We start from the raw sequence: 22301 nt of genomic DNA, 5'->3' as shown, positions 1-22301 counted from the left end.
TTAATCCTTGAGTTGTTTTCGAAATCGATACCGAATCATAACCGCGGTAAAGGAAAGAGCAAACGTACAAATAAGTAAAACAAAAGCTGTAGCGTATTGAATTCCTTTAGTAGCTTCTACATCAGTGGATTGAGTAGCCATTACATAAATATGATAACCCATGTTCATAAATTGATCGGTTAATTTAGTTGGGAGATTCGGAAGAAAATATGCGACTCCGGTAAATAGAATTGGCGCGACTTCTCCGGCTCCTCTTCCAATCGCTAGTATTGAGCCGGTTAAAATACCCGAGATAGAATTTGGAATTACTATTTTCCATATAGTCTGCCATTTCGAGGCGCCAAGAGCCAATGATGCCGCACGAAGCTCACTTGGCACATTTTTCAATGACTCTTCAACTGAAACAATTACTACAGGAATAGTAAGAAAAGCCATCGTCATACTCGCCCATAAAATATTCGGCTGCCCCCAGCGAATCAATCCCTGTTCTCCACTTAGGTTATCAACCCCCCCTCCAACAAATTGAATAAAAAATCCCAAACCAAATAAACCAAATACAATTGCCGGAACTCCCGCTAATGTATTAACTGCAAACCGTACCGTTTTTGTAAAGATTGAATTCCGCTTGGCATATTCATTTAAGTAAAGTGCTGTTATAGTTCCAACCGGCACACAAAGAAGCGACATGGTTAGAACCAGAAGAACTGTCCCAACAATTGCCGGAAAAATTCCCCCGGCTCTCATTCCATCACGTGGTGCTTGCGTTAAAAATTCCCATGTAAGCAAATCCTGCCCATTGATATAAATTTCCAAAAACATATAAACGATACATGTTATTATTAACATAACTGCGAATAGTGAAAAAGCAATAATTCCATTTCCTACAATTTTATTATTCATCATATTCTTTCCCGAAACGCCTAAATAATCTTTTGCGTACATAAAATTCGGCGATCGCATTAATTATAAAAGTAACGATGAATAACAATGAGCCGATTAAAAACAAGACTGTATAGTGAGTATCGCCGAAAACCACCTCAGCCATTTCTGCACCTATTGTGGCAGAGAAAGTTCTTACCGGTTCCAAAATATTGGCTGTTGATAAAGGAGCATTTCCGGTTGCCATTAATACAATCATGGTTTCTCCGAATGCCCTTCCAAAACCTAATAGTAGAGCCGCAAATAATCCGGGCGCAGATGCCGGGATAGAAACAAAAATTGCGGTCTGCCATTTATTCGCGCCCAAAGCTAAACTAGCTTCAATCATATGTTTTGGTACAGCGTTTAATGAATCTTCGGTAATAGTATATATTATTGGGATAACTGCCAGAGCCATGGCAAATCCGCCAACAAACGCGTTCAACCTATATTGATAATGGAATAGATCCTGAAATAATGTTGCGAGAGTAGTTAGCGCAAAAAACCCAATTACAACAGAGGGAAATCCAGCAAGTAGCTCAATGATAGGTTTTATAAATTCTCTAATTCTTTTTGATGCAAAAACCGCAGTATAAATAGCCGCAAAAATCGCAAGCGGCGCACCAAAGAGTAGCGCTATTATCGTAACTTTTAAACTCCCAATAAACAGTGGCAATAACCCATATTTTGGTTTACTTCCCACCGGCTGCCAATCCTTCCCAGTTAAATTTTTTAGATCTGCTCTATCATAGTATTCAGGGCTGATCGATTTAATCTCATTCTCAATTTGAAATTGTTGATCATTTTCCAAACCGTAAGTTTCCGATTGCAGATATTCTTCATTTTGAATTGTGGTTTCCTGAGATGAAAATATGGGAAGCGATTCCTTGAAGATGAAAATGAAAATTAAGATTATAACAGCAAGACAAATAAATGCAACCGATTTAATTATATATTCAGCTAAAAAATCGGTGAGTGGGAATTTCTTTTTTTGCCAGCCTTTATTTTTTTGATTGGTCATGTCAATTTATCGAATTGGGAAATAACCAACTTCAGATACTACTTTTTGTCCTTCATTGCTCAACATCCAGTCAATAAACTTTTTCAGTTCACCGGTAGGTTTATTTCTCACATATAAATAGAGTAACCTGGAAATTGGGTACAATCCTTTTTTAATATTCTCATCGGTTGGGATATAGGCTTTTGCGCGGGGATTAGCTTTTACGGCAATATCCCTAACCCCAACAGCATATGCGGCACCGCCGAAACCAATGGCGTTTTTATCTTTTGATACAGCATTAACAACCGCGGCTGTTCCAGGTAAACTTTGCATTGATGATGTATAGTCTTCCCCGTTTAGCACTTCTTCCTTAAAGTGAACATATGTACCGGAACTGTTTTCTCTGCCGTAAATAATTATAGGTGAATTATTACCCCCGACTTCCTTCCAATTTTTAGTTCGTCCAAGGAAAATATTTTTGATCTGCTCTTTGGTGAGTACTTTAACCGGATTATCATTATTTACATACAATGCCAAACCATCTCTAGCTACTCTAATTTCAACTCCAACAGAATTATAACGCTGTTTCAATTTTTCTCTTTCGGAAGGTTTCATTGGGCGGGATGAGTTACAAATATCTGTTGTTCCATTAATGAGAGCTGCAATACCGGTTCCGGTTCCCCCTCCATTTACTTGAATAACTAAATTAGAATTGTTATCCATATATTTTTCAGCCCATCTCTGGGCTAGAATTACCATTGTGTCGGAACCCTTCATGGTAATTGTATTTGGCTGATAAAAAAGCGCCATCGAAAAAAATGCGAATAGTATTATTAATATAATTTTTCTCATTTGTTTCTATCTTTAAATAGTATTGTAAATAATTGATTTCACAATTTGCATTTCAAATATATGAGAAAAGCGGATTTCATTAGAGCAAAAAGTCGTGTAATTAAAAATTAACAAAAACTTAATATTGACAAAGTGGTACTCTCAGTTCGGTTTTCGTAGGGAAAAAGTTAGAATGCTAATTATTTTTGAACTTGAAATGGGTAAAGCGAGAATAATAAAAACCCCAGCTTGTGACCGGAGTTCATCTGAAAGCTGATATCTGACGGCTAGCACTTTTAAAGCTTGAGGGGGCATCTGAGAAAGGAGAATTGAGGGTGTTCAGAAAGTCTAACTCATCTGCCCCGAGTACCAGCCAGGCAACTCTATCTCTCAAGCATAACTTGTATTGAGCTTAGAATCAGAATAATGAGAAGAATCGCGATCGATAAAAAAAAGAATATTCGTAATTTCATAAAACCACCTATGTTCTTGGAACTATTGACTCTTTACTTAATACAGTTACGTTTCGTGTTAACCGTCTATATCAGAGTTATAGTAACGATTAATAACGACTTTAAATTAGCTGGTGGGGATGATGATTTGAATGATAGGAATTATGATATTTATGTCACATGAAATGTGACAAGTTAATTTTGAGGAGTTCTTCGAATGCCGCAAAAAAATTAAATCACTCAACAAAGAATATTACAAAGTGATACATTTACTTAAGTATAATCATCTTCTTCACTGAAAAGTGACTACCAGCCTGAAGCCGATAAAAATAAACTCCATTTACCAGTTGTGAGGCATCAAACTTCACTTCATAGTTGCCCGCGGATTGTTTTTGATTTACAAGCAGAGCCACTTCTCTTCCTAAAACATCATACACGTGTAGAGACGTCATATATGACGTCTCTACACCCGATGGTATAGAATATTGTATTGTGGTTATTGGATTAAAAGGATTTGGGTAATTCTGATATAAAATAAACTCGCTGGGTAATCCATTTTCTAATTCATCAACTTTGGTATAAACATCATTTATGTAGCCGGGGGTACCATGAAGTTTAGACGCAGTCCAGCTCTCTGCCTTAGAATTATCCAATTGATAATTGATCAATGATAATGTTGGACCTTTTCCATTTGGTAATGAATTCCAAAATCCATCTACTTCATAAGCAACTTCATCAATAGTAACATTTGTGGCATCTATCAAATAGATATGATCTTTATCATTATTGAGACCAAACTTAAAATTGCCAATTATATTTTTCTTATAAGGATATAGCTTCCTAAAACTTATCGTATCTCTGCATATAACTAAATATTCATGTGCTCGGATTGAAGTACTCTGCCCAAAAATAAATTGATTAGAAATATCATTATCTCGGAATTTCCATCCTGAAAGATCAACTGATTCATTTGAAGGATTAAAAATTTCTATCCAGTCTTCGGTATCAAAAACCGGGGAGGATTTATAATTTATTTCATTAATTACGATTGAATTATTTGAGTTGTGAACCAACTCAAATATCGCGCTCAAGCTGGTATTTGAAGTGAGTACAATGGAAATTTCGGGAGAATCTGAATTTGAGACCCCCTCCCACTTTACAAATCTATAGCCGGGAAGCGCAACAGCTTTTATTCTGAGAGGAATCTCCTTGAAAAAAATATTTCTGAAACCATTTTTTTTCATCTCAACCGAATTAACATATACTTTTCCCCACTCAGGATTATTTCTACTAATTATTAATGAATTTGAAGTACTTATTCCAAACTTAGCATAAATATGACTTCGAACACTTGATCCTCTTGCAGTCGCAAAGTTTCTCATTATATCTACAAGTGCTTTCCAGTTTGATGCGTATGAAATCGATTGAGGCCATCTTTGTTTATGTCTTGGAATTTCGCTCTCAATATCCCTTGCAAGACTATCAATCACCGCGAGCACATGACTAGCTTCAAATGTAGTATTCATATGTGCGGCAAATCTTTGAATGAACTCATTCTTGAACTCAACATTCTCGAGAAGCTTTCGAAACATTAAAGTTGACCATGCTGGATTTGGCCATGCTTGTCCGTCTGTTGATGTAGCTTGTTCTAAAGTATTAGTATTATACATTCCTTGAGCATTACCGCCAAATGTAAAATCAAGATCGTAAACCATCCATCTCCATTTTCCCCCTTGCTTTCTCTCGCGCCACAATTTCATATTGGAACCGGGCCAATCACCATTTGCGCTGTATATTTGGGCAATCTGATAATCAATATATTCATCAATATCCACGATTGATTTAATGTAGTTGTAATTCTGAGGATCAGCCATATTGTTGTTGGTAAAAAAATTCATCATTTCATTGTAAGCGTTTATATCACCATTTAGAGCAGAACCACTTTTACTTATTTGAATTAAATCAATATTATCTTTATCGGCTCCATGATGATAATAGGTGTAATGCTCATTCAGCTTCTCTCTAATATTATGAATTCCCCAATACTTACCATTAATAAATAAAACAGCCGGACGGTAATTTTGGTCATCGATATTCATCCCCTGCTCAATCAAAGTTTGCACCATACCATCCCGGAACATCGTACGCCACCAATCTTGGCCTGAGCTTCGAAGAATAAAATTATTGAATTCATTAATCGGCATGTCGTCAAATAGATTGTAGCGGAGTTTATCAACCCCATACTCTCTACGAAAATAAAATGCCAGAGATTTTTGTGCGTATAAGCGTGTGCATCCACCATAAATTTTCACTCCGGTATTAACTCTAAAAGCAAGCAGTCTATCTTTTTCGAAGAATTCTAAACTTACCGGTCTTTCCCAATCTTGATTCCAATTTCTTGGTTCTTTGCTGCAATGCCCCAAAATTCCATTTGTGCCGGCAACATAAATTCCTTTTGTGTCAGAGAATAAATTTGCGGGATCGGTAACAAGAGAAAATATTGGAAGCTCCGAATTCTCATTAATAAAATAACTTCTTGTCTCAGTCGTGCTTGGAGTAAATCCCTCTTTGAATGCTCGAAATCTTAAAACTGCGGTTTCACTTAATTGAATTGGTGAATTATAAAGCTGACTTGATTTTTCTGGTGTAGATCCGTCATAAGTATAGCGTATTTCAACCCCAGATAGATTATGTGAAACGGAGATAAGAATTGGAGCCGAATAAAATCCGCTCTCAGCATTTACTATTGGCGCATTAATTAGATTTAGTATATCAAGTTCAGCGTTAGCCACTCCCGGTGATGCGGTAGCAAAACTAAACCAATTATTAGAGCCGTTTGGGAATCTTCCTCTAGAAATGTCAGTCTGCTGTTCACCAAAACTGCATGAGTCGATCAGTTGACTATCCACATTAAATATGGCAATAATTTCTCCGGATGCGCTCAATTTAAAATTTGTATGGTGACCTGTATTTTGTTCATCGCACCAAATTATTTTATACCCATTTGGTTCAATAATAAAATCATTCTTGAACTGAAATTTTTTTGGTTGGGTAAGATTATCAGTGATGAAAAAATTTTTCATGTTAATAGTATCGGCGGTTGAATTATATATTTCGATCCAATCAGAATAGCTATTGTAATCTTTATCCAATATAGAATTTGAATTTGATGCCATGAATTCATTTATAAAAAGAGTTTGTGCGGAGATATTTGTTTGAAGCAGTATTGCTAGAAGAATTAGAGACATGAGCACTATTCGGCAAAATATTTTCATAATAAAACCCGCTATTTGTATTGAAGTACCGAAAACCCTATCACATCAAATTGTATTTCAGAGAATATTCTCAAAACAACAATGGATTTAATATTCACTTTCCGGTAGAATATTTATTGAGCATAATCTAACATTTTAATATGGTAAAAATATGTCAATCCTAAATACACAAACGGGTAGTTGAGATATAATTCTTTTCTATACATTTTCGCACTTCAATTTTGTAAGTTACAACCAGATGAAAGAAATAATTTATACCCGCGGTAATAACTTCCAGCCCGATTTTTTTAACCTGGCTAAAGTTTTGGAGAATAAAATCCCGAGCAGACCAACCTTATTTGAATTTGCTATTAATGATAAATTGGCTGGCAAACTTTCCGGAATTGAAAATATTGATATTAATGATCGCATTGCCCCATTTGCCAGACTAATCACAGCATTTCAGAACGCCGGTTACGATTATACCACAATCTCGGGTTGGCGAACAAATACTTTGAACTTCCCGAAAAGTGACACATCAAGACTTGAAAGTATTTCATTGAATGCGCGAAATATGATTACAGACCGGAATAGTTTTGAGTTGTATCCATGGCCTGTTCCGGAGATTGGAGATTATGAAATTTATTATGATCTAAAAAAATACTTACCTGATGGGATGAAGTTAATTGCCAGTGGGAATGGTGGCTTACTTGAAAATGTAATTGATATTACCGGATTCGATAATTTATGCATTATGTGTTTAACAGATGAAGAGCTAATCAAAAACATTTTTGATGAGGTAGGAAAAAGATTACTTCGGTTCTATGAAATAGTTGCCTCAGTTGAAACTGTTGGGGCTTGTATTGTTAATGATGACTGGGGTTTCAAAAATCAAACAATGTTATCCCCCGAGATGTTGAGAAAATGGGTTTTCCCCTGGCATAAAAAAATGGTTGAAGCAATTCACAATGCAAACAAGTATGCAATATTGCATTCATGCGGTAACTTAAAATCTGTTATGGATGATGTGATTATAGATATGGGGTATAACGCAAAGCATTCATTTGAGGATTTAATTACACCGATAGAGGATGCGATAGATTTATGGGGGGATAAAATTGCTTTACTTGGTGGAGTAGATATGGATTTTCTCGCGAGAGGCAATGTTGCTGAGATATCAAAACGTTCTCAATCATTAATAGAAAAAGGAATGAACTGTGGCGGGTACGCACTGGGATCCGGGAACAGCATTCCGGAATATATCCCCGATGAAAATTTTATAGCAATGATTTCAACCGTAAAACTATTTTGAGTTTGTTTTTAATTAATCAAGTATTAAAAAGATATTTTGAAGAAAAATCGGGGTCACATGTTACATAAACTCCCAATTTTCTAAGTCCCGCTTCATCGCCGCGAGTTGGAATGTGCGTTATATGCGCCTCACATTTGTTCAACTCTTTAAGTTTCTCCAGTGCCATCTGTGCCGCCGGATTAGAGATTGCGCTGATGCTGAGTGCTATTAAAGTTTCTTCAAGGTCAAGACTCACTCCTTTCCCTTTGAATATTTCTTTCTTCAGATAGTTTAATGAGTACATAATATTTGGAGGAAGTAACTGTAGATTATCGGGGAGTCCGGCCAAATGTTTTGAGGCATTAAGAATCATACTTGAAACAGCGTGCATCAACGATGAATTTTTTCCTGTAATAATTGTGCCGTCATTTAACTCAATTGCGGCACCAACAAAAAATCCTTCATTGCCCTTTCCATTTTTTTCGGCCGACAAGGCAGATTCGCGAGCATAGCTTACTACTTTTCTATCTTCTGTTTTAGCCCCAATATTTTTCATAATCATTTCCGATCTCTGAACTGTTTCAGAATCAACGTACCCTAAAGCATACTCAGTAGCGCATCTAAAATAACGCCTAATAATTTCCTGATGTGCCGCGGACTGAACCACTTCGTCATTAATAATTCCAAATCCCGCTCTATTTACACCCATATCGGTTGGTGATTTATAGAACGATTCTCCACCAGTAATCTTTTCAATAATTCTTTTCAACAGAGGAAATGCTTCAATATCACGATTATAGTTAACGGTTTTCTCATTGTACGCTTCAAGATGATGATGGTCGATAAGATTAACATCTTTTAAATCAACAGTGGCAGCCTCGTATGCGATGTTCACTTTATGATTAAGCGGTAAATTCCAGATTGGGAAAGTTTCAAACTTAGCGTAGCCAGCTTTTATATTTCTTTTATAATCATGATATAGTTGGCTAAGACATGTTGCGAGTTTACCGCTTCCCGGACCGGGTCCGCTAACAATTACAATAGGTTTATGAGTTTCTATATAATCATTAGCTCCATAGCCATCGTCGCTAACAATTAAATCAACATCAAGAGGATATCCTTTCGTAGATCTGTGAGTGTGAACTTTAACTCCGCGCCTCTCAAGTTTATTTTTAAAAGCTTTTGCTGAAGGTTGTTCTTCGTATCTTGTTATAACAACTGCATTTATTTTTATTCCCCACTCCTCAAAATCATCTATAGTTTTTAAAGTATCTGTATCATAAGTAATTCCAAAATCGGCACGGACTTTTTTTCGTTCGATATCACCCGCATAGATGCAAAGAATTACCTCAATATTATCTTTTAGATTCTTTAGGAGACGCATCTTCACATTTGGGTCAAATCCAGGTAACACTCTTGCGGCGTGATAATCAAATAATAATTTTCCTCCGAATTCGAGATAAAGTTTACTATTAAATCTTTCCACTCTTTTTAATATTTCCGCCGCCTGCTCTTTTAAATATTTCTCATTATCGAAACCGTTACTGGCATGCATTTAAAAACCTCTTGGTGTATTTTTTAAGGAACTGGTATGTTAAAATAGTAAGAATTCTGATTTTGTTACTAAGTACAATTTTTTTTATTTAATATTTATGGGTAAGATATTTTTAAAATAAGGTTTGTAATATTGAGTAATTAAAAACTCTCTGCTCCTTTTATCCCCTACTACAATATTTATCATTTTACTAGAATCATCTTTTTTGAATCAGAATATTGTCCTGCATTTAATTTATAGAAGTACACTCCACTCGGAAATTTAGAACCATCAAAATTGATTTCATAACGGCCGGCTGTTTTTTTTTGATTTACAAGAACTGCCACTTCTCTTCCCAAAACATCATACACACGCAGAGACGTTGCATGCAATTTCTCTACATTGCCTGGAATTGAATATTTTATTGTGGTTATTGGATTAAAAGGATTTGGAAAATTCTGTGAAAGTATCTCATACTTTTTTTCATCATCATAATTATTGACAGAAACTATATTATCAACATTAATATCGAACTTAAATAATCTATAACTGTAAACATCCGCTGGGAATTCCATTTGAAAAACTATTTCGTTGTTGGAATTTACTTCCGTTGCGGCAATTTTATTAAAACCCCAAGCGATAAATGTATTTCCATTAGCAAGCCGCTGAGCATTTCCCCAAAAGTTGCTAATTATACTTGGTTGGTTTTTGTATAACCAAACAACAGTAGCAGTTTTATTTTCTTCATCAAGCATATATTCAACAGCTCGCGCATTCTGCGGGACAAGCTCAAGCCCATTATCATATAACAGCATATTTCCATTTTTTAATTTTACTGCCGAATGCTGAGCTGAAAACTTTAGGGTATCATTAACAAACTTAAACTGATTATTTTTCCCTCCGAATCTCCAAATAATATTTCCGGTTTTACGATCTATTTTTGTAATCTCATTAAGGTTTCTAGCCGAGACAATTAGATTTTCATCGACATCAATATCAATTGAGTTAATGTGTGAATGAACAAAAGATAAATCTAATAGATTAACCCGATCAGCCGCATCTGTGTATTTATAATGCTCATCTGATTTCCACTCAAACACAACATTTTTTTGGGGAGTAATTTCTTGAATTACATTCACTACTACTCTCGCGCTTCTGCTTCCCCCATTTACATATTTACTCATATCAACCGTTTTAATATCTAGACCGATCAATAAGACATTTCCATTATTCATGAATTTTATGTCGTGCTCATCTGTGGTAAAACCATTCTGCACCCAAAAACTATCAACTACATTCATCAGCGTATCCATAGCATAATATTTTTTGGAATCATAGTCGAAGTAGGTTAGAAGTTTATTCTCATGTAATTTAAAGTCGGTGCATAATGATTTTGTTTTCTTAAAAAATACTGGTTTGCCTTGGCTATTATAAATTACAATATAATGGTTCCCGCTTCCCCAATAAGGTACACTTGCAAAGATGTACCCACTTGAAGGATTATTTGATTTAGTAATTATTGGGATTGGCATATCGGTCGGGATAGAGTCGAGTTTTTGGTTGAAAAATGTTGATTGTGCAAAAGCTGAGCTAAATAAACAAAATAATAAAATTAGGATATATTGTTTCATCGATGTTACTTGAGAAGTATTAACTTTTTTGTAATTGAGTTCAGTCCCGAAATTAATTTATAGTAGTAGACTCCTGAAGTTTGATTAGTGGCATTCCATTTAATGAAATATTTACCTCTTCTCAATACTTCATTTACTAAATTCGCTATTTCTTCTCCGAGTGAATTAAATATTTTGAGAGATGTAAAACGATCTTCGGTGAGTGAAAAGCTGATTATCGTTTCTGAATTAAATGGATTTGGATAATTTTGTGATAAAGTAAATTCGTCCGGGAGTCGGTCATCAATACTTATGCTCGTTACAGTGTCAATAATTGAAAACGAATTATCGCTAATATCGTAAAGTGTACTATCAGTAATGCTAGCAATTTTGATTTTATAATCATTTGCAGGTTGGGCAGTTAAATCAATTTCCCAAGGATAAAATGTATTTGTTGTGCTATTGATGTTCTTAATCGGAGTATCATTCTTTATCAGTGTAACAGTCACTGCCTCATTAATATTATCCTCCCATTCTAAAAAGTATTCCAGACCGATATGCCACCTTTCGCCCCCATTCGGTTTCTTTATTCTAATGAATGGAAGAATCGTCTCAAAAGTTTGAGTGTTGCACCAATCACTTTCACCAGCATCATTGAGTGTTTTTACACGCCAATAATATTTTGTGTTTGATGATAGTAAACCCAGATTATATTTGGCATTGGGTAGTGACTCTTCATCAACGATAAGGTTTGTAAAGTCCTCATTCATAGATACTTGCAATGAATAGTTGAGAGCAAAACCCACAGGACTCCAAGTCAAGATAACGGGTAGTTTAAAGTTAACTGAAGATTGATTAGCTGGAGAGTTTGGGATCGGGGCTAATAGTAGTGATGATAAATCCGGACTAGCAACAATATATTCTCCGAATGAGCTAATACTCGCGGTCAATTTTCCGGTAACAAAATTGTATGTGGTAGCAAGTGGAACAAACATTCCATTGTTTTGATTTTTACGGTAATAAATAATTGTACTTTCAGGATTTACTATTCCCCAATTATTAATATCAATTCGCAAATCCGCCTTGATGCTCGAAATACCAAAGCTTGAAATAAATATTTTTCTTGGAATTACTAGCGGAGCTTTACCCTCAAATTGAGGAGCTAAAGGAGCAAAGGAATAATTTTTAACAGTAATTAAATTATAACCAAAACTTTCCATCTCATTTATTTTAATTGCGATACCGGTATTGTTAAAATCATCTTTTTTAAATTCATAAGTATTGAGAGCAAGAAGTTGATCTCTCGTTACTTCAATACTTGGCTCCCCTTCATCTAATTCAAAACGGAATGCTCTGTAACTTTCGAGTTCGGTACCTTCAAAAAAAAGTTCGAATACTTTTTCCCCATTTTGCGTTACTTCGGTCATTATTGGGATTTGCACATTTCCCTCATTAGGAGGACCGCCCCAGCAAATAACAGTATTGCCATTTGAAAGACGTTGTGCGCTTCCTGCATGCCAACCAGGTATAATCTGTTCCGGTTTATATTTCCATACAAGTTCAGCTTTTTTATTTATTTCATCAATAGAATACTCTGCAACTTCAGAAGAAATTTGACCGTAACCTGGCTGCCAAGGAAACGGTGAATTATCAAACACAAGTATATTTCCATTTTCTAATCGATGCAGTGTGTGTCCGCCAAAATCTCCCACAGCTTCTTGATGAGCAACATTTGAAAAGGTAAACTGGTTTAGTATTCCTCCAATAATCCATAATATTTTTCCGGTTTGCCGGCTGACCTTTAATCCCATTCCCGGTGTTCCTAATAAAAGATTCCCATCATTATCTTGACTTACAGAGTTGAGATGAAAAACATTTATTATTTGCTGAGTATTACCGGGCACCATATTCCAGGGAATAACACTTGGGCTTATATAATCCCATGTTCGCCATTGAAACACAACATTTTTATCTGCATCAAGTACTTGAATCACTGCTCCATCAATAAATGCATTTGGATGACTGCCAGGAACAATTGACCTAATATCTATAGGCACTAAATAATAAGCCATCAATAATGCATGACCATTTGGAAGAAGTTGAAAATCATGAGTCTCGGCTGTGTATCCATTCCCCATCTGAAAACTATCAACCACAGCAAATGATTTATCCATAACCATATGTATTACTTCAGCGCCGCCGGTCCATTGGTAATTTTTTAGAACCTTTGGATAACTCATTAATCCGTTGGGATGCATTTTGAAATCAGTTAATCCAGCTCCTTTATTAGAACCAATATCTTTCGAATAAAAAATTGAGCCATCATTATTTGCAATTAGCAATGAAGAATTTATTGCAGGGTTACTTTGAAAAGTCTGGTTAATTACTCCATATGCTGATAAAAATATTTTACCTTCTCCAATTGCTGATTCGTTGAGTATGCTGGTTCTAATCTTAGGGACTTCAGTAAAGTGATTTTCTGAACTTAATTTATTTCTAACTTGTGGTTCGAGACTTGTACGAAAAAGTGTATAGATCTGCTCATTAATTTTAGGTTCAATGGAAAACTCAAAATTGTAGGGAGGAACTGACATCCCATCAATAGTTTTGATTCCTTCATTTATGAACACTTCAACCATTTCCCCTGGTAAGAAATGTTCATCCGGTTTGAAGATAATTGTCTGTTTATCATCAGCTAATAATATTTTGCCAGTATGCTTCCCCGATTCTGAACCGATAACAAAAATAATATTTTCGTAAAGACTTGATTCAATTATCTGATTTGAACATTTAATGATTACAGTAGATGCTGAAGGATTGAATGTTGAGCCGGGTGCAGGAGATAAATAGATTATCTCCTGTCCGGCAATTGGCAAAACTACTCCACTTATAAAAAGAGCAATTATTAATAATTTCCTCATTATCAACTCAACAAGACAATGTCGAATGTGTAAAAATCATCATTTAAGTAACAACAGTTTTTTTGTCTGAGTAAAATTATTTGTTTCTAATCTATAAAAATAAATTCCGCTAGATATACTCTGTGCATACCATAATGTTTTATAATTTCCGGCATTTAATTCCTCATTAACTAAAGTAACAACTTCTTGTCCTAAGACATTATAAATTTTCAATGAAACATTTCCTGTTACCGGAATAGAGAACACTATTGTAGTTGATGGATTAAAAGGATTAGGGAAATTTTGTTCGAGTGAATATTTTACCGGAATAGTATCATCGAACGGCTTAACTGATGTTGTTCCGCTCGCCATAACAACTTCAGGCATAGTTGCCTCAACATTTCCTACATTATCTTTTGATAATCCATAGAATGAATAAGTATGCGTTCCACTCACCATTTTTACGAACAATGAATCATTGCTAGAACTTCCGGCGAAAGTATAAGGACCATTATCAACCGACATAAAAACAGTCGTTGATTCAATCCCGGACCCATCTACCCCATCATCACTGTTCCAAAGCACTAAAATTTCATCCTTTGAGCCAATATTAACAGCAGGAAGCATTGTAGTTTTCGGTGCGGTAAAATCGAGTTTGTTTACATATTCATTTGTAACAATAGGTTTATTTATATCAAAAGTGATTGTCGCTTTATTTTTTATTTCAGTGCCCGATGGCAAATTTTCTTTTGTGTTCACCGTAAATGTAACATATCCTTCACCTTCAGGCGGAGTTACGTTTGGCGGCAGTTCAATACCTTCTATTTCCCATTTAAGAATATTTCCTTCACGAGTGATAATCCAATTATATAAATCACCTTCATGACTTGTTTTTCCAAAAACAACACTCTCAGGATCATAAATTGAATTCAACGTATCTATAATAACAATTTTATAAGCCGGTGCTGTAGCTTCCTTTTTATTTTCAAATAGAATTTGATAGTTCATTTTACCGGCAGTTGTTATAAATTTTTTATCGCCAAACCCGGTAGGACCAATTTTCTCATTCGGGTCCCATGAAGTTACACGTTGTGTTGTTTTCGTATTTACACCAGAAATGTCTGTTTTATAAGTATTCCCATCAATAGTTTCCTCCTTGGGAACTTCAAGATCACTTTGAATAGCTGAGAAAATCTTTCGTCTCAAATTATCCTTAAGATTCCAAATATTTCTTCCGACAGCTCTAACAAGATCAACACCTCCACCAACTATTCCCATCCCTTTTTCAATTATTTTTGTTCCAACTTTTTTTGCTGCCCATTCTTTTTTTGTCTCTTTCGTTTTTAATTCCTCTGGTATTTTACCAATATCCTGTTCCCATGCTTTTTTCTGTTGAGGAGTTAACTCCAAGGATTCCTTAGCTTTAGTTCCAACATAATCAATAGTTTTAACAGCAACATAAACTGCAGCGGCTTTGGCGGCCCAAACAGCAACAGTTGCAACCGTTATACTTGCCGGGTCTATGAACATTGCACTATTCGCCTTTGATAATCCAACATTATCTGCTGTTGCGATAATATCAAATGTTCTCTCCTCGCGTGGTGCTAATCCAGCAACATAAAAGACAAGAGTAGTGTCCTCTTTTTCATAGAATAAACTGTCAGCCGGAATAATTTCAACACTACCATCTGCTCTAGGATGTTCTGATTTCAAAATATGAACACGGCTTCCTGTATTAATCGCTAAAAGAAAATCATCGGCAGGAACATCACTATTATTAACATAATAAATTGTATATCGATTCGGCGGTCCAACACGTATTTGAGATCTTCCAATTATTGATACAACAATAGATGGAATGACAGTTAATGGATTTGCTGATGAAGAGAGTACAAAATCCCCCGATATTGGAGCGTTGTTTATTCTTACCCAATTATTAGCCGGATCGCGTGTAATACTAATTGGTGTCGAAATTTGTTTCCATGTCTGCGCTCCATCTGAAGAATGAAAAACTTGTAATGTAGATTCATCATTATTTCCAACTTGGATATCATCATAATAGAGGGTCAATTGATCAATTGTAAGTGTAGAATTAGCGGGGTGCGGAATTAATTTCCAATATGCTTTAAGCGCATTCGCAAATGAAGAGTGAACCTGATTACCATATTGTTCTACCCTTAAAGAATCAAGCGCGGTTATGGCCGCAAGTCTAACAGTAGTTTTATAATATGAATGATCTCCAGTAGTTACTATATTTTTTGATTTAACAATTCTGCCTTTATTGATAAGAATACCTGAAACCCCATCTTTTAGGTATAAAATACCATCTCCTGAAATCTCACAATTTGTTCCGGCAGTTACTGAGAGATATGGAAGATAATTTACACCACTTAATTGCACATTAGTACCATTAGCTGAAATAGTGCCCGCATATCCGGTAAGATCAACAGTTCTTTTCCCATCTCCAGAAAGCTGCACACGTTTATTTAATGGATTTTTGTTGCGAATAATATTTCCGGTTACATCCAAAACAAAACCGTTACTTCCTCCATCTCGTACTAATCCATTGTTAGTAAAAGAGCCGACTATTTTTAATACCTTTTCTGGATGAGCATAACCTGTTGAATTTTGAATTGTGTCAATTACAGTAATATTTCCACGCAGTGTTACCGTCCAATTGAAACGGAGTAATCCCTTAAGATTTATGTTTCCGTCATAAATAATATTTTCAACAACCGGGTAGAGCCCATTAATATGCACTCCAATTAAATCCTTAGCATTTATCACAGTACCATTAGTAACATATGAGCCATCACCTTTTAATGTAAGTGAATAGTTCCCCATATCAAATACTGTTTTGTTTAAATCAAACGTACGTGTAACGATTAGATTCGATCCGGCTTTTACTAATCCGGTTGAGTCCTTAACAACAAAATAGGAATCAAATGATTTGCCTGCTGTTAGATTTAATACTTGGTCTAAGTTTCCACTTAGCTCAGTTCTTTTTTGAACCCATTGACCGCTGTTGGTCAGATTGCCGGTTAAATTTACTACAAACCCATTACTTCCACCATCTCTTACTAATCCCTTATTATCAAAATTTCCAACTACCTTTAATATTTTTTCGGGATGAGCATAACCCGTTGAATTTTCAAGAGTATCATTATTTGTGATATTACCCTTAAATGTTACCCCATAATCTACTCTCAGCAAACCCCGTAAGTTAATTATACCATCATAAATAACATCGTAAACAACAGGATATAAACCACTAAGTTTGGTCCCCATAATATCTCTTACATTTATTGCAGTACCATTCGTAATTGATGCTGATGAACCAATCAAAAAAAGATTGTGATTATTCATGTCAAGAGTAGATTTACTAAGATTCACACTCGAGGTAAAAGTCAGATCAGAGCCGGCAATCAATTTTGATTTTGCTGTTGCATCAACTAAAATATAGTTTTCAAATTTCTTACCGCTGGCGAGTGTAAGTGTCTGATTTGTTCCAATTAATTCTATTCTCTTGAAGGTCCACGTTCCATTATTTGTAATGTTTCCTTTGACTTTAATCGCTAATCCGTTTCCCCCCTCATTCCTAATTATCCCATTATTAATAATATTACCATTAACAGTTATAACTTGTTCAGGCCAAGCATAACCAACACCATTGTATAAAGAGCCAGCAGAATTAATAGTTAAATTATTGCATGTGTTTCCAGTGTAACATACTACCGGCCCGTTAATAACAACATCGGCACCCACTAATGGAACAGCACCGCCAACCCAAGTGGCTGTGGCGGTCCATGGACCTCCGGTAGTTGTAGAAGTGATGGTCTGGGATTTTGTTACGTTAAGAAATAATAGTGATGAAATAATTGTGATAAGAATTAGGTGAGGCTTTTTTGGTGACATATTGTCCTCCAGGTGTAAGGAGCCATGCGGTAATGGCTTAACACATAATTTGTTATTTAGATACTCTTCCTTTCTTTAAAGCTTTCTTGAATGTTTAATTATTGTTACAATTTTTAGTAATAGAAATGAGGATACGATTTTCGGATTTGGCATATTACAAACAATTTCATTATCACTTTGTTCAGCTTCTATGTAGCTTATTTGAATTATCATGATTCAGATTTTGATATTTATTTTTATAATCTGCTCATCAATTCTACGGAATACAAATTAATGAATGGAATTTGAGTAAGCAATTAAAATTAATTTTAAAGGGATACTTTTTGAGGTGAATCACCACAGTTCTATGTGATGAATTTATATGACCAAGATTTTATTTATAAAAAGCTGTAACATCAATTGGGTATTCAATTGGTTGATCAACATTATATAAAATTTAATGTAGCGCGAATCAGAGAATCTTTAATGGATTTTTCGTTAAATGACCTAATTGATGAGACAAAGCAGTAAAAAAGTGTTACAGTTTGTGTTACACTTTTTTCAGGTTAATTTCCATATAACAAAAAAGCCCGAACTTTCAACAAATTCGGGCTTTTTAGAGTGGGAGTTAATGGATTCGAACCAATGACCCTCTGCTTGTAAGGCAGATGCTCTGAACCAGCTGAGCTAAACTCCCAAAGTAATTTTTTAACTTTAGAACAATTGTGGAAAAAAGTCATTCACCTGAACTCCCGCGTTGCGGAACAGGCACCTGAGCTAAACTCCCATTAACATAATTTCAAAATTTTGCGACCCAATTATAGAATTTTTACTCTAGAATTCCAAACGACTTGTATTTTTTTTTGAGCGGGCGACGGGATTCGGACCCGCGACCCTTAGCTTGGGAAGCTAATGCTCTACCAGCTGAGCTACGCCCGCACGCCCCTAAAATAATAATCATACCTCTTATTAATCAAGTTTTTTATTTATTTTTGGCTCACTTTTTATGACAATCACAAATAAAAATAAGAAATATATCGAAGCAGGCTTGTTAGTACTACTAACATTTGTTGCCCTTCTCTTCTGGGATTCTTCCATAATTTATCCAGTAAAATTATTCACAGTGATGCTTCATGAACTGAGCCACGCATTAATGGCAATCGCCACTTTGGGCGAGGTAAAATCAATCAAAATCTTTTTTGATTTGGGAGGAGTCTCCGAGATTGAGGGAGGAAATGAGTTATTGATTGCATCATCCGGCTACATTGGGAGTTTTCTTTTTGGTGCGCTCATTTTTTATTCCGGAATGAATAAAAAAGCAGCAAAATATATTTTGCCGGTGGTGTCACTTATTCTTTTTATTTCCGCTATTATTTTTTTCGATTTAATTTTTTCTGTTTCAGCTATAGTGGCTGCGGTAATTTTTATGATTCTAATCTATTCAATCAATTCGTCGATATCTGAATTTATTGTAAAGTACCTTGGCTTATTGAGTCTATTTTATGTTTTATTTGATCTGAGAACTGATATTTTTTCTAATAGAACTCACATTAGCGATGCTACTCATCTTTCAATAATATTAGATATCCCCGAGTATATAATTGGAATTGGATGGATTTTACTGGCTTGCCTAATTTTATTGATTCTGCTTAAACTTTATTTAAAGAAATTTTAGAAGTGTGCTGCTCTTTACCATCATTAACAAAGAATAAAATTATAAAACCGACAATAAAGAATAAATTTATTGTTAGAATCGCAATCCTTTGAGTACCTGTTAAATAACTCACCAGCCCAAAAACCAATGGCCCAAGAATAGCGGAGCTCTTTCCAAATAGTGAATAAAATCCAAAAAATTCTGTTTTTCTTTCGGGAGGAGTAAGTTTGGACATTAGACTTCTACTTGTAGATTGCGTAGCTCCCATTACCGTCCCGGCTAATAAACCAACGAAATAAAACGCGAAGATGTTTGCTTGTTCAACCGACAAGTCAAATTGCTGACGAATATAGTTCATTAAAAAAGTGTCAGTTTTTCCGGTGTAGTAAGCTACCACGATTGTAAACATCCAAATAATTAATGAAATATTTAATGATTTTTTTTGACCGATTTTATCGGAGAGTACACCAAAGATTAGTGATCCAAAAATAGCTGTCGTTTGAACAATTATAAAAAACACAATTAAGTCCTGCATAGTAAATCCCAAAGATGTACTAGCATAATTCCCCGCGAAATAAATTACAGTGTTAACTCCCTCGATATAAAAGAAGAAAGCCACCAAAAATAGAGTTAGATTTTTATACTCTTTGATATGTGTAATTGTATTCATTACTCTTTCGAAACCAACTTTTAAATATGATTTCTGCGAAATCCTGTCCTTGCGGTTATCTTTGAGGTAGATAAATAATGGAGCGGCAAATAAGAGAAAAATGAGTGCGGAAATGGGGAAAGTTTCACTAATTAACTCTGCTTGAATAAATGGGAATACTACAGCCAACGTTGTCAATGAGCCCAAATAGCCCATTGCAAATCCATAGCCACTTACTCGCCCATAATTTTTAGGCGCTGTTATTTCGGGAAGGAATGAATCATAAAAGACCAGTCCGGCTTCAAATCCAACATTAGCCAAAATAAAGAGTAGCAGTCCCATTAATACGTTGCCGGCACTTACAAAATAGAGAAGTGATGTGGAAACTATACACAATGCAGTAAAAAAAAGTAGAAACCTCTTTTTGCCGGCGGAATAATCAGCAATAGCTCCTAAAATTGGTGAGATAAATGCGGTGATTATCATAGAAGTACTGGTGCCAATACTCCAGTAAAAATCCCCTATCGGTTCACCGTTGCTAACGACCTTCTTAAAATATACCGCATATAGAAAAGTAACTACAATAATTGAGTATGAAGTGTTTGCAAAATCGAATAGTGTCCAAATAAAGATGTTAAATCTTTCAGAGCGGTTTTTATTGTTTTTCTTTTTTAGGGATGGATTGTTCAACAAGACCTCTTCCGCTTTTGTTTAATTTGCCTTCATTTTTAAGATCATTAAGGAGCGCGTCGAGAATACCATTGATAAATTTGCCGCTGTTGGAGGTCGAATAATTTTTAGCAATTTCTATTACTTCATTTATTGATACTTTTGGGGGAATATCGGGGAAATATAATAATTCAGTAATGCCCACACGTAGAAGAATCCGGTCAATGGTTGCAATTCTTTCCATTTCCCAATTAGCAACCCGTTTTTTTATCTCTTCGTCGAGTTGAATTCTATTTGCAGTTACCACATTTATGAGTGACCGCGCAAATTGTAAATCGGTTTCGGAAGTAACGTCGGATAAAACTCCGTTCGTTAAATTAGTTAACCCTTCTCCATTAAACTCGTAAGCATAAAGAACTTGAAGAACTTTTTCTCGTAATTCTCTTCTATTTGATTTTTTCATATTCACAGAAACAATTAAAGTAAAAAATAACCGTGCAAAAGTATAAAATTAACTTAGCTTAATGAAAAAATTGTTCACTTTTTTTTCATAGAACAGGTGTTTTTTATTACTACTGGTTGTAAATCTTCTTAATTCTGCCAATGTTCGTTAATCTGTCTTCAGCAATCTTAGCTGAGGCAATACTTGTAGGTACTTTTTCATCTTGAGAAACCATAAATACTTGCTGAAGTACAGAATAGATGCCTTCAGCCTGCTTCATGGCTCTATCCTGACGGTATCCATCAATTTCATTAGCCACATTTATTAAACCACCGGCGTTTATAACATAATCGGGGGCGTATAAAATTCCTCTCTCGAAAAGCAGCTTGCCATCCGATTCATCATGTTTTAATTGATTATTAGCACCGCCGGCAACAATCGAGGCTTTCAATTTCGGAATTGTATCTGAGTTGAGCACAGCGCCAAGGGCATTAGGAGAAAAAATATCGACATCTAATTCATAAATCTCTTCCGGAGATACGACATGACCTTTCACAGTTTCCAATACCCTTTTAATCTTTAGATCATTAATATCGGTAATATAAAGTTCTGCTCCCTCGCTGTATAAATGTTCACATAAAAAGCGGGCTACTTGTCCTGCGCCCTGAACAGCAATTTTTCTTCCGCGAAGCGAATCATTGCCCCACTTATTATTAGCGCATGCTTTCATACCAATATAAACGCCATAAGCGGTAACAGGAGAAGGATGCCCCGAGCCGCCAAGTGCTTTGGAAATGCCGGTAACATACTTTGTCTCCATCTTAACATATTCCATATCTTTAACATCAGTACCAACATCCTCTGCTGTTATATATCTTCCGCCGAGTCCATTTACAAATTTTCCGAAAGTTCTAAATAATAATTCATTTTTTTGAGTAGAAGAATCACCAATAATTACCGCCTTTCCACCTCCAAGATTTAATCCCGATATAGCGGCTTTATATGTCATTCCGCGAGACAATCGAAGCGCATCGTGCAAAGCGTCATCAAAAGAAGCATAATTAAGCATTCTAACACCGCCAATTGCGGGTCCTAGCGTTGTATCATGAATTGCGATAATTGCTCTTAACCCCGATTCTTTATTAGAACAGTAGACAACCTGCTCATGACCATATTTTTCTAATACTTCAAAATTGTTCATTA

Annotated in this window: 13 protein-coding genes and 2 tRNA genes; 2 read left to right on the top strand and 13 right to left on the bottom strand. The window is 35.4% G+C overall.

What is annotated here, in order from left to right; genetic code table 11:
- The 4 genes from pstA to KF816_07250 all read right to left on the bottom strand — a co-directional run bounded on the left by pstA (position 1) and on the right by KF816_07250 (position 6449).
- Positions 1-903 carry a phosphate ABC transporter permease PstA gene (pstA, locus tag KF816_07265; GenBank protein MBX3007811.1) on the bottom strand — a complete coding sequence of 301 codons (903 nt, stop codon included), beginning with the start codon at positions 901-903 and terminating at the stop codon, positions 1-3.
- A complete protein-coding gene (pstC, locus tag KF816_07260) occupies positions 893-1939 on the bottom strand; it encodes a phosphate ABC transporter permease subunit PstC (protein ID MBX3007810.1) in 1047 nt (348 codons plus the stop codon). Before pstC ends, pstA begins: the two co-directional genes overlap by 11 nt.
- 6 nt (positions 1940-1945) lie before the next feature.
- Positions 1946-2770 (bottom strand): phosphate ABC transporter substrate-binding protein, encoded by an 825-nt coding sequence (locus tag KF816_07255; GenBank protein ID MBX3007809.1) that lies wholly within the window; start codon positions 2768-2770, stop codon positions 1946-1948.
- Positions 2771-3470: 700 nt separating this feature from the next.
- Entirely contained in the window at positions 3471-6449 is a 2979-nt protein-coding gene (locus KF816_07250; GenBank protein ID MBX3007808.1) for a CotH kinase family protein, read from the bottom strand.
- A 265-nt stretch (positions 6450-6714) separates the two neighbouring features.
- On the opposite strand from KF816_07250, the gene KF816_07245 reads away from it, so the two are divergent.
- Positions 6715-7767, top strand: coding sequence for a hypothetical protein (locus tag KF816_07245; GenBank protein MBX3007807.1), 1053 nt, complete (start codon positions 6715-6717; stop codon positions 7765-7767).
- Positions 7768-7783: 16 nt separating this feature from the next.
- On the opposite strand, the gene KF816_07240 is transcribed toward KF816_07245, so the two are convergent.
- The 6 genes from KF816_07240 to KF816_07215 form a co-directional block, all read right to left on the bottom strand.
- Entirely contained in the window at positions 7784-9301 is a 1518-nt protein-coding gene (locus KF816_07240; protein ID MBX3007806.1) for a DUF1846 domain-containing protein, read from the bottom strand.
- 182 nt (positions 9302-9483) lie between these two features.
- The gene (locus KF816_07235; protein MBX3007805.1) at positions 9484-10911 is read right to left on the bottom strand and encodes an aryl-sulfate sulfotransferase; all 1428 of its coding nucleotides are present in this window, start codon (positions 10909-10911) and stop codon (positions 9484-9486) included.
- Positions 10912-10916: 5 nt separating this feature from the next.
- Positions 10917-13811: an aryl-sulfate sulfotransferase gene (locus tag KF816_07230; protein MBX3007804.1), complete on the bottom strand. Its 2895-nt coding sequence runs from the start codon at positions 13809-13811 to the stop codon at positions 10917-10919.
- Positions 13812-13850: 39 nt separating this feature from the next.
- On the bottom strand, positions 13851-17705 hold the full coding sequence (locus KF816_07225) for a T9SS type A sorting domain-containing protein (protein MBX3007803.1): 3855 nt from the start codon (positions 17703-17705) through the stop codon (positions 13851-13853).
- A 601-nt stretch (positions 17706-18306) separates the two neighbouring features.
- Positions 18307-18381 (bottom strand) — tRNA-Val (locus KF816_07220).
- Between the two features lie 169 nt (positions 18382-18550).
- Positions 18551-18623 (bottom strand) — tRNA-Gly (locus KF816_07215).
- 67 nt (positions 18624-18690) lie between these two features.
- Here KF816_07215 and KF816_07210 point away from each other — a divergent pair.
- The gene (locus KF816_07210) at positions 18691-19359 is read left to right on the top strand and encodes a M50 family metallopeptidase (protein MBX3007802.1); all 669 of its coding nucleotides are present in this window, start codon (positions 18691-18693) and stop codon (positions 19357-19359) included.
- Here the strand turns inward: KF816_07210 and KF816_07205 are convergent.
- From KF816_07205 to KF816_07195, 3 genes are all read right to left on the bottom strand, one after another.
- Entirely contained in the window at positions 19334-20677 is a 1344-nt protein-coding gene (locus KF816_07205; protein ID MBX3007801.1) for an MFS transporter, read from the bottom strand. The two genes, KF816_07210 and KF816_07205, sit on opposite strands and share 26 nt — an antisense overlap.
- The gene (gene nusB, locus KF816_07200; GenBank protein ID MBX3007800.1) at positions 20643-21119 is read right to left on the bottom strand and encodes a transcription antitermination factor NusB; all 477 of its coding nucleotides are present in this window, start codon (positions 21117-21119) and stop codon (positions 20643-20645) included. The genes KF816_07205 and nusB overlap by 35 nt, the downstream gene beginning before the upstream one ends.
- A gap of 109 nt (positions 21120-21228) precedes the next feature.
- Positions 21229-22299 carry a Glu/Leu/Phe/Val dehydrogenase gene (locus tag KF816_07195; GenBank protein ID MBX3007799.1) on the bottom strand — a complete coding sequence of 357 codons (1071 nt, stop codon included), beginning with the start codon at positions 22297-22299 and terminating at the stop codon, positions 21229-21231.
- Positions 22300-22301 lie beyond the last annotated feature (2 nt).

Source organism: Melioribacteraceae bacterium, from assembly GCA_019638015.1.
Classification (GTDB): Bacteria; Bacteroidota; Ignavibacteria; order Ignavibacteriales; family Melioribacteraceae; genus JAHBUP01.
This window is presented reverse-complemented; position numbering and strand designations above follow the sequence as displayed.